The organism is Micromonospora sp. GCM10011542 (assembly GCF_042650685.1).
In the GTDB taxonomy this organism is placed as follows: Bacteria; Actinomycetota; Actinomycetes; order Mycobacteriales; family Micromonosporaceae; genus Micromonospora.
The window spans coordinates 85,632-99,136 of sequence record NZ_JBHSBO010000040.1 but is presented as its reverse complement, the minus strand read 5'-3'; the positions used below and the strand labels follow the sequence as shown (position 1 = coordinate 99,136).

The 13,505-nt window shown below is 68.6% G+C and carries 13 protein-coding genes; 8 read left to right on the top strand and 5 right to left on the bottom strand.

Going from position 1 to position 13,505, the window contains the following annotated elements; genetic code table 11:
- The first annotated feature begins 20 nt into the window (after nucleotides 1–20).
- Nucleotides 21–665, top strand: coding sequence for a TetR/AcrR family transcriptional regulator (locus ACFOW4_RS13920; RefSeq protein ID WP_377527678.1), 645 nt, complete (start codon nucleotides 21–23; stop codon nucleotides 663–665).
- A gap of 280 nt (nucleotides 666–945) precedes the next feature.
- Here ACFOW4_RS13920 and ACFOW4_RS13915 read toward each other — a convergent pair whose 3' ends face one another.
- The 3 genes from ACFOW4_RS13915 to ACFOW4_RS13905 form a co-directional block, all read right to left on the bottom strand.
- Nucleotides 946–1,227, bottom strand: coding sequence for a hypothetical protein (locus ACFOW4_RS13915; protein ID WP_377527676.1), 282 nt, complete (start codon nucleotides 1,225–1,227; stop codon nucleotides 946–948).
- Between the two features lie 102 nt (nucleotides 1,228–1,329).
- Nucleotides 1,330–1,974, bottom strand: a complete 645-nt coding sequence (locus ACFOW4_RS13910; RefSeq protein WP_377527675.1) for a DsbA family protein — start codon at nucleotides 1,972–1,974, stop codon at nucleotides 1,330–1,332.
- 283 nt (nucleotides 1,975–2,257) lie between these two features.
- A complete protein-coding gene (locus ACFOW4_RS13905; RefSeq protein ID WP_377527673.1) occupies nucleotides 2,258–2,749 on the bottom strand; it encodes a redoxin domain-containing protein in 492 nt (163 codons plus the stop codon).
- A 123-nt stretch (nucleotides 2,750–2,872) separates the two neighbouring features.
- Here ACFOW4_RS13905 and ACFOW4_RS13900 point away from each other — a divergent pair, with 123 nt between their 5' ends.
- The 3 genes from ACFOW4_RS13900 (at nucleotide 2,873) to ACFOW4_RS13890 (ending at nucleotide 6,164) form a co-directional block, all read left to right on the top strand.
- Complete coding sequence (locus ACFOW4_RS13900; protein ID WP_377527672.1) at nucleotides 2,873–3,502, top strand: TetR/AcrR family transcriptional regulator; 630 nt, start codon at nucleotides 2,873–2,875, stop codon at nucleotides 3,500–3,502.
- Nucleotides 3,503–3,812: 310 nt separating this feature from the next.
- Complete coding sequence (locus ACFOW4_RS13895; RefSeq protein WP_377528168.1) at nucleotides 3,813–5,687, top strand: transketolase; 1,875 nt, start codon at nucleotides 3,813–3,815, stop codon at nucleotides 5,685–5,687.
- Between the two features lie 69 nt (nucleotides 5,688–5,756).
- Nucleotides 5,757–6,164, top strand: a complete 408-nt coding sequence (locus ACFOW4_RS13890) for a DUF2267 domain-containing protein (RefSeq protein ID WP_377527671.1) — start codon at nucleotides 5,757–5,759, stop codon at nucleotides 6,162–6,164.
- Nucleotides 6,165–6,310: 146 nt separating this feature from the next.
- On the opposite strand, the gene ACFOW4_RS13885 is transcribed toward ACFOW4_RS13890, so the two are convergent.
- Nucleotides 6,311–7,597 carry an MFS transporter gene (locus tag ACFOW4_RS13885; protein WP_377527669.1) on the bottom strand — a complete coding sequence of 429 codons (1,287 nt, stop codon included), beginning with the start codon at nucleotides 7,595–7,597 and terminating at the stop codon, nucleotides 6,311–6,313.
- Nucleotides 7,598–8,728: 1,131 nt separating this feature from the next.
- Here ACFOW4_RS13885 and ACFOW4_RS13880 point away from each other — a divergent pair.
- The 4 genes from ACFOW4_RS13880 to ACFOW4_RS13865 all read left to right on the top strand — a co-directional run bounded on the left by ACFOW4_RS13880 (nucleotide 8,729) and on the right by ACFOW4_RS13865 (nucleotide 11,308).
- Nucleotides 8,729–9,673: a cation diffusion facilitator family transporter gene (locus ACFOW4_RS13880; protein ID WP_377527668.1), complete on the top strand. Its 945-nt coding sequence runs from the start codon at nucleotides 8,729–8,731 to the stop codon at nucleotides 9,671–9,673.
- A 228-nt stretch (nucleotides 9,674–9,901) separates the two neighbouring features.
- Entirely contained in the window at nucleotides 9,902–10,093 is a 192-nt protein-coding gene (locus ACFOW4_RS13875; RefSeq protein ID WP_377528192.1) for a hypothetical protein, read from the top strand.
- Nucleotides 10,021–10,533, top strand: coding sequence for a LysE family translocator (locus ACFOW4_RS13870; protein WP_377528166.1), 513 nt, complete (start codon nucleotides 10,021–10,023; stop codon nucleotides 10,531–10,533). The genes ACFOW4_RS13875 and ACFOW4_RS13870 overlap by 73 nt, the downstream gene beginning before the upstream one ends.
- A gap of 649 nt (nucleotides 10,534–11,182) precedes the next feature.
- Nucleotides 11,183–11,308, top strand: coding sequence for a hypothetical protein (locus ACFOW4_RS13865; RefSeq protein ID WP_377527666.1), 126 nt, complete (start codon nucleotides 11,183–11,185; stop codon nucleotides 11,306–11,308).
- A gap of 108 nt (nucleotides 11,309–11,416) precedes the next feature.
- Here the strand turns inward: ACFOW4_RS13865 and ACFOW4_RS13860 are convergent, their stop codons facing one another.
- Nucleotides 11,417–13,312, bottom strand: coding sequence for an ABC transporter ATP-binding protein (locus tag ACFOW4_RS13860; protein WP_377527665.1), 1,896 nt, complete (start codon nucleotides 13,310–13,312; stop codon nucleotides 11,417–11,419).
- Nucleotides 13,313–13,505: the final 193 nt, after the last annotated feature.

Sequence of the window (13,505 nt, the reverse complement as noted above, 5' to 3'; positions counted from 1 at the left end):
GTCTGTGTTATGTTGATGACATGCAGGTGAACAACGGTGCGGATGCAGCCCAGAAGCTCACTCCCAAGGGCCAGGCCACGCGCGAGCGAATACTGGAGCACGCGGCCGCGTTGATCTACGGCAGAGGGGTCCACGCAACCAACAACGAGCTCGTCCGCCGCGCTGCCGGGGTGAGTGGATCGCAGCTGAGCCACTACTTCCCCACCAAGGAGAGCCTCGTCCTGGCGGTCATCGACTGGCATGCCGACAGCGTCCTCGGCTTCCATCGCAGCGAACGGTTTGCCAGCTTCGACACCGTCGAGGCGTTCCAGGACTGGGCGGACTTCTACGTCCTCTCAGGGCGTCCGTTCGAGGACGGCTGCAGCCTCGGCTCGCTCGCGAGCGAGATCGTCAAGACCGATCTCGACGTGCACGACCGGCTCGCGGAGGTGTTCGCGCAGTGGCGCGAGATCTTCCGCGTCGGGCTCGATCGCATGCGGCAACTCGGTCGCATCGACGCGTCCGCCGACCCCGCGCGGCTCGCCGACATGTTCCTCGCGGCGTATCAAGGCGGCATGCTCCTCGCTCAGGTCGCCCGGGACATCGGCCCCCTGCAGGACGCGCTCTCTGCGGCGGTTGACCATCTGCGGACGTTCGTGACGTCTGACGACCAGCACATGGGCTGACGCGGCGCATCCGAGCCTCGTGTGTCGGAGCGCGGAAGAAGGTCTGGCGAGCTGGTAAGACGACCACGTCGGGACCGGGTCCGCGAGGCGGCGCATGCGCTGGCGGCCCAGGTAGCGGACGAGGTCGGGCTCCACCACCTGATCGAGCAGGCCCCGCAGCGGCCCGTCGAGCAGGACCAGCGAGGCCAGTTCGTGCCGGAACGCCTGACCGCGCGGGAAGCTCAGGGATCGTGGGCTGCCGGACTTGGCCCAGGGCCGTCCGGCTTCGACCCGTTGGCGATCACCGTCGTCCGCGAGTGCGCAGAGCGCGCCTGCCAAGCGGGGTGCGCTTTGCCGAGGTCGTGCAGGTGACCCCGGCGACGACGACGGCCTCGCGTAGCTCCTCGGGAAGCGCGGGCTGAAGCGCGTCGATCAAAGCCCGCGCCTGGTCGCGCACATCCTCGCTGTGTTGGTCCAGAGACAACCAGCCCGGCTGCATGGTGCTGTTCGCTTCCTGCTCGTACGCCTCTTCGCCACCGGATGCCGGATCGGTGCCGAGCGCCGGATCGGGACGCACTGGCATGGCCGGGCATCCCGGACGACCCGTCTGCTCGACGGATCGAGTCCCACCTCCGGGTCGTAGCCGCCCGCCTCAGGCGCGGTCACGAGCACCTGTTAGGAACTCTTAGTCGAAGCGCAGGCTGCCCGTCCGTTCCCGCTTCAGCTCGAAGAAGTCCGGGTGTGCCGAGAGGGTCCGCACTGCGTCGAAGAGCCGCGCCGCCTCCTCGCCCCGCGGGATGCTGTTCATCACTGGGCCGAAGAAGACCGTTCCGTCGATGTGCATCGTGGGCGTGCCCACATAACTGCCCGCCGCAGGATCCTTGCCCGCGTCGTGGCTGCGTTGGAGGGCGGCGTCGTACTCGGCCGAATGCGCCGCCTCCGCGAGGTTCGCGGGGAGCCCGAGCTCGGCCAGGGACTCGACAGCGACCGCGTCGAAGTCCTCCATGCCCTTATCGTGAATGCGGGTGCCGAAGGCGGTGTAGAGGCCGCGGAGTACGTCCTCGGAGTGGTGCTCGGCCGCGGCCGTGGCGACGCGGACCAGGCCGAGGGAGCGATCGACAAGATCGCGATACCAGCCGGGCAGCTCGTTGCCCTCGTTGTGCAGATACAGGCTCATGACGTGAAACCGGACGTCAAGGTCGCGCAGCGGCTCCACCTCGAGGATCCACCGCGAGGTGATCCAGGAAAAAGGGCAGGCGGAGTCGAAGTAGAAGTCGACTCGGGTCTGCGGTGCGGCTGCTTCACCTGTCATGGCAGCGATGTTACGCACGGATTGGAATGCTCAAGGTCCAATACCATGACGAAATCCTGGCCCACTTCGGCAGCCCTGGGCGTGGATCTCCATCTGGACCCGGCCCCCGGCGAGCGGTCGCCGGTCCGGGCTCGAACAGGCACTCCGGGTGCCATCCGCACCGGACGGCTCGCCCCGCACACCCCGGATGCCCGCCACCCGCAAACTGGATGCTGAACTCGGCCTTCCCCGGTGGCCGCCGGCCACCGGGAATGCCGCGAAGACCATGCCCGCCGGCACCGTACCCGCCGGCTGTCCGCCCTCAGCTGTGGTCGCGCAGGTAGCGGACCAGCCCGGCCACGTCTTCCGGAACCAGGCGGCCGATGGCGCCGCTGGAGTAGACGGCCGTGATCACGGTGCCGTCCGGAGCGAGGACGAACCCTGTCGACTGGAGGTAGCGCCGCTGGTCGGCGGGCGACGGCTCGTTGACGTAGGCCCCCGTCGCTTCGACCACCGCGTCGATGTCGGCGCTGTGCCCGACGGGGAACCCGAGGTGATGCTTCTCGACGAGGTTGCGGCTGGTCGCCTCGTCATCGACGGAGAGCGCGGCGACGCGGACATCGAGCGCCCCGAGGGTGTCGCTGGCCCGCTGGAAGGCCGCGAGTTGTGCGTTGCAGTACGGGCACCACGAGCCCCGGTAGATCAGCACCACCCCGAAGCCACCCGCGAGGTCGTCGGGCAGAGAGAGCGAACCTCCCCCCACGGCGGGAACCTGAAGCTTGGGAAAGTGCTGGCCGTTGTTGAGCCGACCCATAGCGGTTTCTCCTTATGCACCAACGCGCCGTAGGCGGCCCAGCCGAGATCCAGTGGACCGCTCGGTCCAACGTATGTCTTCATAACTGGACTAGCAAGTCCAGTTACTGTTAGCATCGACGCTGTGACATCTGTGCAGCAGGCGGCGAAGTTGACGGCTCGGGGCGTGACGACCAAGGCCCGCATCGTGACGGCCGCAGCCGACCTGATGCTCGAGCGCGGCGCCACTGGCACGACGCTGGACGACGTCCTAACGGCGAGCGGGACCAGCAAGTCACAGCTGTACCACTATTTTGGCAACAAGGATGATCTGATCCGGGCGGTCGTGCGGCATCAGGCGCAGCGAATCCAGCAGAACCAGCGTCCCGAGCTGGACGCGCTGGACTCCCTCGCCGGCCTGGCCCGATGGCGGGACAAGATCGTCGCAGCTCAGGCCGCGCATGATCAGATGGGCGGATGTCCGCTCGGCTCGCTGGCCAACGAGCTTGCCGGTGGTGACCCACAAACCCGCGGCGTACTGCAGGAGTGCTTCGCCGAATGGGAGGCTCCGCTACGGGCCGGGCTCACCGCCATGCGTGACCGAGGAAGCCTGTCGCCGGAAGCCGATCCGGCCGCCCTCGCCGAAGCGATCATGGCCGCGCTCCAGGGCGGGTTTCTGCTGGCCAAGACGCACCGCAGCAGTCGTCCGCTCGCTCGCGCCCTGGACATGGCCATCGCCCATGTCCACAGCCTCGCCACCGCATCTCCGGCATGACCGGTTAACGGCCGGACCCGGCGAACCCAAGTTCTTGGGCGGCACTCCGAAGACGGAGGTCGCCGCCCGGTATGGAGTGTGGCGGCAGATGCTTCCACAACTGGCTGGCCCGATATGCCCCCGAGGGCGTCAGGCGGGGCCGGCAACGCTATGGCCTTCGCGCCTGGCCGCCGTGCCGCACCTGGCGGTGGCGCGCTAGCTGGTCGTCCCCCGGTCGCGGTCGGCCCGCTCAGTCCCTGGCAAATCGGCGGTTACCGGGTAATGCGGGTCTTTCCTGACTACGGTAGCTGCGGAGGCGATACCGGTGACGATGGAAGCAGAACGCACTCTGCGCGCGGAGGAGCTGACCCGGCTGGGTGAGCTCGCCGCCCAGCTCCGGGTGGACGCGATCCGGTGCAGCACCAGGGCGGGATCGGGGCATCCGACCTCGAGTCTGTCCGCCGCGGACCTGCTCGCGGTGCTGATCTCCCGGCACCTGCGTTACCAGTGGACGGACCCGCGCGGTCGGACCAACGACCACCTGATCTTCTCCAAGGGCCACGCCTCACCGCTGTTGTATGCGGTCTTCAAGGCGGTGGGCGCGATCACCGATCAGGAGTTGGTCGAGACCTACCGCCAGTTCGGGTCGCGCCTGCAGGGACACCCAACGCCGGCCCTGCCCTGGGTCGACGTGGCCACCGGGTCGCTCGGTCAGGGACTGCCCGTCGGGGTCGGGATCGCGCTCGCCGGCCGGTACCTCGACCACCTGCCGTTCCATGTGTGGGCGCTGTGCGGCGACAGCGAGATGGCCGAGGGCTCCATCTGGGAGGCGCTGGACAAGGCCGGCCACTACGGGCTGCGCAACCTCACCGCGATCATCGACATCAACCGGTTCGGGCAGCGGGGTCCGACGGAGTTGGAATGGGACTTGGACACCTACCGCCGCCGGGTCGAGGCGTTCGGCTGCCAGGCGCTCGTCATTGACGGCCACGACCTGGCCGCGATCGACGAGGCGTTCGGCCGGGCGCGGCAGGCGACGGGTCCGACCGTGGTGCTCGCCCGGACGGTCAAGGGCAAGGGGGTGCCGGAGGTCGAGAATCAGCCCGGGTGGCACGGCAAGCCGCTGAAACCCGACATGGCCGAGCGGGCCGTGGAGGCTCTCGGCGGGGTACGCCAGATCCGCGTCACCGGGCCGCAACCCGAGTCCGCCCCGCCCGCCGGCGCCCCCGTCGGCGAGCCGCCCACGCTGCCCCGGTACGAGAAGGGGGCGAAGGTGGCCACCCGGAACGCGTACGGTGACGCGCTGCGCGCGCTGGGCTCGCGGCCGGACGTGGTCGCCCTGGACGGTGAGGTCAGCGACTCCACCCGCGCCGACAAGTTCGGCGAGGCGTATCCCGACCGGTTCTTCGAGATGTTCATCTCCGAACAGCAACTGGTCGCCGCCGCGGTCGGGCTGCAGGTACGCGGCTATCGGCCCTTCGCCGCGACCTTTGCGGCGTTCTTCTCCCGCGCCTACGACTTCGTGCGGATGGCCGGCGTCTCCCGGGCCGACATCGCCCTGTCCGGGTCGCACTGCGGGGTGGAGATCGGGGCGGACGGTCCCTCGCAGATGGGACTGGAGGACCTGGCGGCTATGCGCGCCGTGCAGGGGTCGACGGTGCTGTATCCCAGCGACGCCGTGTCCTGCGCGGCCCTCGTCGCGCAGATGGTTGACCGCAAGGGCGTCAACTACCTGCGCACCACGCGAGGCAAGTACCCGGTGCTCTACGACAACGAGGACGCCTTCCCGGTCGGCGGCAGCAAACTGCTCCGCGGCGGCGGCGGAGACGACGACGTCGCGCTGATCGGCGCCGGGGTGACAGTGCACAACTGCCTCGCCGCCGCCGACGAGCTGGCGCGCGAGGGGATCAAGGCCCGGGTCATCGACCTGTATTCGGTCAAGCCGCTGGACCGGGACCGGTTGCTCGACGCCGTCCGGGCCACCGGCGGTCGGCTGCTGGTGGTCGAGGATCACTACCCGGAGGGTGGCGTGGGGTCGGCGGTCCTCGAGTCCCTGGCCGACATCGCCGAGCCGGTGCGGGTGAAGCACCTGGCGGTGCGGGGCCTCCCCACCTCCGGTACCCCGACCCAGCTGATGGACCAGGCCGGGATCGGCGTGAGCGCCATCGTCGCGGCGGCACGCGCCGCCGAGGCTGCCGGCCACTGACGCGGCGGGCGCCGTTTCACCCTTGGACGCGCGGGTAGACGCAGCATTCGCGGCAGGAGGGGGTTCGAGGTGCAGTACGAGGAGTTCATCCAGTCGGTGGCGACGCGACCGAGGATGTCACCGACCCTGGCCGAGCCGATCACCCGTGCCACGCTCGCGACGTTGGCGGAGCGGCTCAGCGGTGGTCAGGCACGGGATCTCGCCGTGCAGCTCCCCGAGGGGCTGCGGGGAGACCTACGCAAGCCTGACGAGGAGGCCGAACCGTTCGAGCTTCCCGAGTTCTTCGAGCGGGTGCAGCAACGCGCCGCGGTGGAGTTCCAGACGGCGACCGACGGGGTGCGCGCCGTGCTGGACACGCTGCGGGACGCGGTCAGCGCGAAGGAGTACGAGGACTCCATCGCCCAGTTGCCGAAGGAGTTCTGGCAGCTGACGGGGCCGGCGGCCACCCGGCTCGAACCCCGCCGGATTGGCACGTAGGCCCGGCGGGGCCGTTGCGTTGAGGGATCGGCGGACGTGTTGAATCGAGCCGTCTTTCTCCTGTTCTGAACCATGCCGGCGCTTTTGAAGGTTTCGGGGTGCGCACGTCTACGTGCCAGGCCACCCCTCGCCTCGTTTCGGTCTCCTCATTCCCTCCGGGCGAGTGTCACGAACCGCGCCGCGACCGCGGCGAGCACGGCGCCGGTAAGGACGATGAAGCCCGCCGTGAGGAACACCCTCTGCAAGGTTGTCGACGAAACAAGGACCGCGCCGAGGCCAGACCCTGCCGCCAGGGCTATCTGAAGGTTCGTCACATTCACCGCCGACGCGGCCTCCGGGGTTTCCGGGGCAGCGTCGAGTATCCAGACCAACGTTCCTGGGTTCACGATTCCCCAAAACAGGCCCCACAGCACGAGCAACAGGCCAGCCAGCCAGGGTAAGGAGCCCGCGCACGCCAGCCCGATGAGTAATGCGGCCACCACCGTCGCCGCCCCGGCGAAGCTGCCGATCACTCCGCGCTTGAACAGCGATCCGGCGACGATTGAGCCGACGATGCCACCGCAGCCGTAGATGACGTAGAGCAGGGAGATCACGCCGCTGGACAGTTGTGTGTGGTCCATCAGGAACGGGGTGATGTACGTCCAGGCGGTGAACTGTCCGATGAACACCACCGCGCCCGCTGCCATCCCAAACCGGGCGGCCCGTCGCGTCACGACTCCCACGAGATCACGCAGGTGCGTACGCCCGTCCGGGGGAATACCCGGCAGCACGACCGTCTGCGCAACCACGACAAGCAGTGTCGCCGCCGCCGCAATGGCGAAAGCGAGACGCCAGCCGACGATGTTGCCAAGGAACTGTCCCGCAGGCAGCCCCACCACCGTCCCACCCGAAATGCCCGCCGCGATGATGGTGATGGCGCGAGTGCCACCGGCCCGGCCGACCAGCTTGGGGCCGACCGGTGAGACCACGGTCCAGAAGGCTCCGAGGGTGGCGCCGAAGAGCATACGGGCGATCAGCACCAGGACGAAGTTCGGCGCCACCGCGACGACCGCGTTCGACACAAGCACCATCAGACCCAGGACAAGGATGACCGAGCGCCGGTCAAAGCGGGCGGAACCGAGGAAGAACAGCGGCGCTGACACCGCGGCGCTGAAACCCGGCACGAGCACCATCAGCCCTGCAAGGCCGAGCGAGACATCCAGTCCGTCGGCAATCTGCGGCAGCAGCCCCACCGGAATCGTCTCCGTCATGACGATGACGAACGCGCCGAGCGCGAGCGCACCGACGGACGCCCAGCCCCGCCTGCTACCGGGCTCCGCAGCAGCGCGGATAGCTGCAGGCTCGATCGGGACGGCCGCGCTGCACGACGATGCCGTGACCACGCGCACCTGCGACGCGTGATGTGCCGGCGTCGCCTGTTCGGATTCGATCATATGTTCTCCTCACTCATCGCATGCTCCTGGAAGGGCTCCGCTCTTTAAGCACCCGAGGATGTTCCGCGCGAGTCACGCGGGCATTCAAGACAACTCACGTTGCGATCCAGCCGCATGAGACCAGTGCGCGGCTGCCACGTCGCAATCTCGGTCGGGCCTCGACGCCCGCCGACCGCAGTCGGTTCCGCGGCCGATGACTCCCGCATGCTCGGTCCACGAGTAGCGGCAGGTGGTTGGCCCGATGAGTTCGGTCGCTCCGTTCGACCATGAGACTACATGGACGACTTAGTCCAGTATAAGACGTCGCGACACCGCTCGCAAACGTGTGCGCCTGACCCTGCCGGGTCTGCGGCTTGCTTCGATCATGAGCAGGTCAGAGTGGATGCCTGATGGCCTGGCTTGCTGATGCACACGATCATCCGACTTTCTCCATCAGCGCTTCCGGGGACCCATGTCTGGACTCTAGCGTCCAGTTGTGGGTTAGAATGTAGCAGTGAGTTCCCCCGCTTTGATGGAGCGGTGGTTACCTGCCGCCGGATGGCGAAGGGGCAGCGATAGTTGGTTCGGCTGGTTTCTTCTGGCGGGTGTGCCAGGCGGTTTCGTACTCGTCGGGGCTGAGGTAGCCGAGTCCCCCTTTGGATGCGGCCGGTGTTGTACCAGCCGTAATGGCAACCGAGGACGCCCGTACCAGCCGATGGCCGTTGAGCCGGGCAATCGAGAGCGGCGCCTCGTTGAGAATCGTGGCCGCTGCTGACGCCTGTAGAAGCGGCGGGGCATTGACCCTGGATATCGAGAGGGGCGCGTGGCGGTCGCGGCGATCGACGAGGATGATCGTTTCGTGGTTCGTCGGCGGGCTCAGCCTTGGTCAGTCGCAGGCCTGTCCGCCTTCGATGTCAGAGGCGGAGTCGCCTACGAGGACGCACCTGGTCGGGTCGGCGATGACCCGGCCCGGCTTGGTCCTCGGCTGTCCGGATATCGGGAATTGACCGGTTCATGGTGCCCACCGCACTGTTCACGCACAGCTGCGGAGGGTGAGGTCGTTGGTCAAGCTCAGCCGGCGGTTGATGGTCCAGGCACCGTGTGCCTGTCGGTTTGTCCGCCCGGTCGACACCCGGTCCATAGCCTGGCTTCATGACCGAATCGGACGGGCAGTCGCAGAGCGTCCGCACGGTGATCGTGGCCGGTTGCGTCAACGTCGCTGTCGCCGTGGCCAAGGTGGTTGCGGGTCTGCTCTCGGGTTCGGCGGCCATGCTGTCGGAAGCCGCGCATTCGTTCGCCGACACCACGACCGAGGTGCTGCTGTTCGTGGCGCTGAGTCGTGGCGGCCGCCCGGCCGACCCCGGGCACCCTTTCGGCTACGGTCGGGAGAGCTACATCTGGGCTCTCCTCGCGGCGGTTTTCACCTTCGTCAGCGGCGCCGGCTTCTCCATTACCCACGGCGTGCACGTCATCGCATCGGCCCAGGAGACTGGAGATTACGCCGTCTCGTACGCGGTGCTGGTCGTCTCCTTCGTCCTGGAGTCGGTGTCTCTGATCCGGACGGTGCGGCAGGTACGGCGCCGGGCCAAGCGCTGGGGCATCAGTCCGGCCAGGGTCCTGCGGCGCACACCCAACACCGCCATCAAGGCGGTGTTCCTGGAGGACAGCGCCGCCCTGATCGGCCTGGGGTTGGCCGGTGCAGGCCTGGGGGTCGCCGAGCTGACCGGTGACCCGGTTTGGGATGGCATCTCATCGGTCGCCATCGGTGTTCTGCTGCTGGTGGTGGCCACGGTTCTGGCCCGCAACAACCTCGCCCTGCTCGTTGGGCGGGCAGCCAGGGAGCCCGTGCAGGACGAGATTCGCCGCGAATTGGCCGCTCTGCCAAACGTGCGAGGCATCGTGGAACTGCTGACCCTGCAGCTCGGTCCCGACGACATTCTCGTTGTCGCGAAGATTGACTTTGCCGACCAGGTCAGGGGCGCCGACGTCGAGGACGTGGCCGACGAGGCCAGACGACGGCTCACCGCGCGCAACCCGGCAGTCCGGTTCGTCTTCCTCAGCCCGACGGGCGCCGGCCCCTACCCCGCGGGCAGCTGATGACGGCTGAATCCACCATCAGCACGGGCTCGAGGCCCGCCTGACCGTCGCCGATCACCACAACGTCACACGACTCAGGCATGCGCGGCACGGTCTTGTGTCTGCCGGTCATCCTGCGTGAAGCCGCGAGACGAACTGATCTCGGCCTCTTGATTGGGTCTCAGGAGCTGGAGATGGGCAGTCCAGCGACAATCCGCTGGCGGACTGGGGCGTCGTAGGGTCGGCACCATGTCGTGGAGCAACTATGGATCGTTCCTGGTCTTCGCAATGGTGTTGATCGTGATCTCTGGCCCGGACTTCGCCGTGGTCACCCGCAACACTTTGGCCGCGGGTCGGCGGCGCGGCTGGTGGAGCGCGCTCGGGGTGACCGGCTCAAATGTCGTTCAGGGCGTGGCCGCGGCGGCCGGGGTGGGGCGCTGATCGTCCGCTCCCAGCCGCTGTTCGAGACGATCCGCTGGGCGGGCGTCGCCTACCTGGCGTACCTGGGCGGGCGTGCAGGCGTGGCGCTCGGCCTGGCACGGCCGGTACGCGCCCCTGGCCGACGTCAGTGCCTGTCCGCCCGGGGAGGCCATCGCCGGCCTCCGGCAAGGCTTCCTGTCCAACATCACCAACCCGAAGGTGCTGGCCTTCTACTGGCCGTGCTGCCACAGTTCGTCGGCGACTCTGGGCCCCTTTCGGTACTGCTGGTCTTCGCGCTCAGCCACGCGGTACTGGGGCTGGCGTACCTGCTGGTACTCGTCCGGGTGATGAGCCGCGCCCGCGCGATGCTGTCCCACCGCCAGGTGCGGCGCTGCCTCGACGGGCTGACCGGGGTCGCCCTGCTCGGCTTCAGCGCCCGCCTCGCCACCGAACGCGGGTGACCTCAGCCCCCACCCGCGGTCCGAGAATCCCTCACGCAGCCGTCACCAGCCGCGACCGGATCGCGGTGCAGTGAGGAACAGCGTCACGCCGCACACACCGTCCGGACGCCACGGTTCGCACCATCCGACGGCCGTGTCTACCCTGCCAGAGCCGAGGTGGCGAGCCTCGGTGCGCCGCTCAACTCGTCATCGGCGCGCAGGCGGTACGTGCAGGGCCAGTACGCCTGACAGTCGCGACACCGGCGAGGATCGTCGTTGCAGTGCCGGTGCCTGCCGGCGATCGTCTGCCAGTTCTCCATGATCGAGTCCATGGGCTACAGGTACCCGGGAATGTCAGGGCCCACCCTTCCCTGGCCAGAGCGCTCACCTCGGACGGGTTCACGTTCCATGCCGGAGGAGGTGCAGCCACCCCGTTGCGACCGGGCCAGCGCGGCGGGGGGTTGCGCGATGTCGAGTCAGCCATCGTGCAATGCCTCCGCGTGGTGATGCGCTGTTCGGCTGTCATCCGGGCGGGACTGCGGGGGTCGAGCGGTCCCGCCCGGTCGAAAGGTCACGCACCTCGGCCTTCCACCACCACAGGCGCTGCCCGTTTGCGCGCCGTTACATCCGCGCCGCGGCCATCGTCCCTAAACCTTCCATGGCGGCGCACATGTCCGAGCTCAACGCCGTGACGGCGACGGCACCCCGATCGCTCGAGTCGAAGGTGAAGGCCGCGACGGTCGGCGCTGGCGGCAGCGCGGCCGTCATCACCCCGGCGGTGGGCAGGCGCCGGTGAGGCTCGGCGTGGACGCCGCGGACGCCGCCGACAGGGACGGGGCGGCGGACGGCTCTACAGCCGCCAACCACTCGGTGCACCGTGGCGGGCGGCGGCACTAGGACGTTTTCAGACAGTCGCGACGCGCTCCTTCGGGACCGGCGGCCCATCCTGGTCGAACTGGGTGCGGTACAACTCCCGGTACCGGCCGCCAGCGGCGAGCAGGTCGCTGTGTCGCCCGCGTTCGACGACGCGTCCGTCCTCGATGACGAGGATCTGGTCGGCCGCGCGGATGGTGGAGAGCCGGTGCGCGATGACCACACTCGTCCGACCGGCCAGGGCCTCGGCGAGGGCGTCCTGCACCGCGGCTTCCGACGTGGAGTCGAGATGCGCCGTGGCCTCGTCGAGGATGACCACACGAGGACGGGCCAGCAGGAGCCGCGCGATGGTGAGCCGTTGCCGTTCGCCGCCCGACAGGCGGTACCCGCGTTCACCGACGATGGTGTCGAGGCCGTCCGGGAGTGAGCGGACCAGGGCGTCGAGTCGACTCCGCCGCAGTACGTCCCACATCTCGTCCTCGGTGGCGTCCGGCCGGGCGAACGCCAGGTTGGCGCGGATGCTCTCGTGGAACAGGTGCCCGTCCTGGGTCACCACGCCGAGTGCCGTCCGGATCGACTCGGCCGACAGGTCGCGTACGTCGACGTCGGCGAGCTTCACCGCGCCGTCCTCGACGTCGTACAGGCGCGGCACGAGCTGGGCGATGGTGGACTTGCCCGCTCCGGAGGACCCGACCAGGGCAACCATCTGCCCCGCCTCGGCGCGGAAGGACACGCCGTGCAGCACCTCCTCGCCGCCGCGTGTATCGAGCTTCGCGACATCCTCCAAGGACGCGAGCGACACCTTGTCAGCCGACGGGTAGCCGAACCGTACGGCGTCGAACTCCACGGCGAGCGGTCCGTCGGGAAGCGGGCGTGCGTCGGGCTTGTCGAGGATCAGCGGCTTGAGGTCGAGGATCTCGAACACCCGCTCGAAGCTCACCAGGGCGCTCATCACCTCGACCCGGGCGCTGGCCAGCGACGTCAACGGCGCGTAGAGGCGCGACAGGAGCAGCGCGAGCGCGACCACGGTGCCGGCGTCGAGGCTGCCCCGCAGGGCGTAGAGACCACCCAGCCCGTAGACCAGGGCCAAGGCCAGCGAGCCGACGACGGTGAGCGCGGTGATGAAGACCCACTGGAGCATGGCGGCACGGATGCCGATGTCGCGAACACGTCGTGCCCGCGCCGCGAACTCGGCCGACTCCTCGGCCGGACGCCCGTACAGCTTGACCAGAGTCGCTCCGGGCGCGGAGAACCGTTCGGTCATCCGGGTGCTCATGGCCGCGTTGTGCTCGGCCGCTTCGCGCTGCAACTGGGCGAGCCTCGAACCCATCCGACGGGCCGGGAGGACGAAGATCGGCAGCAGCACCAGTGCCAGCAACGTGATCTGCCACGAGAAGCTCAGCATGACCGCCAGGGTCAGGATCAGTGTGACGGCGTTGCCGACCACACTCGACAGGGTGTCGCTGAAGGCCCGCTGCGCGCCGATCACGTCGTTGTTCAAGCGGCTGACCAGCGCGCCCGTGCGGGTCCGGGTGAAGAACGCGACCGGCATGCGCTGGACGTGGTCGAAGACGGCCGTCCGCAACTGGACGATGAGTCCCTCACCGATGCTCGCGGACAGGAACCGCGTCACCAGACCCAGGCCGGCCTCGGCCAGGGCGATCAGGGCGATCAGCACCGCCAACCGGATCACGACGCCGCTGTCGGCGCCGTCGACGATGGCGTCGACCACCCGACCGGCGAGCACCGGCGCCGCCACCGTGAGGACCGCCGTCACCACGCTCAACAGCAGGAACCTCATGATCAAGGTACGGTGCGGCCGCGCGAACCGCGCGATGCGCGTCAACGTCGCCCGCGACAGTGGTCGTTCGTCCTGGGCGTTCATCGCGTGGCGCAGCGACATCCACGCGGTCACTTCCATGCTCATGCCGTACCTCCGGGAAGCAGGCTAGAACCTCGCGTGAGGTTGAAGTCAAGCCGGCGCGCGGGAGGCACAGGCGGTGCGATCCGGGCTGCGTCATGCCGTGATCACGCCACCGGCCGAAGCTTTGGACCGCACGGCCTTGGCCTTGAGACGGGTGACTGCGTGGCGTCCGGCCGCGGAGGCTCCGCGAAAACCC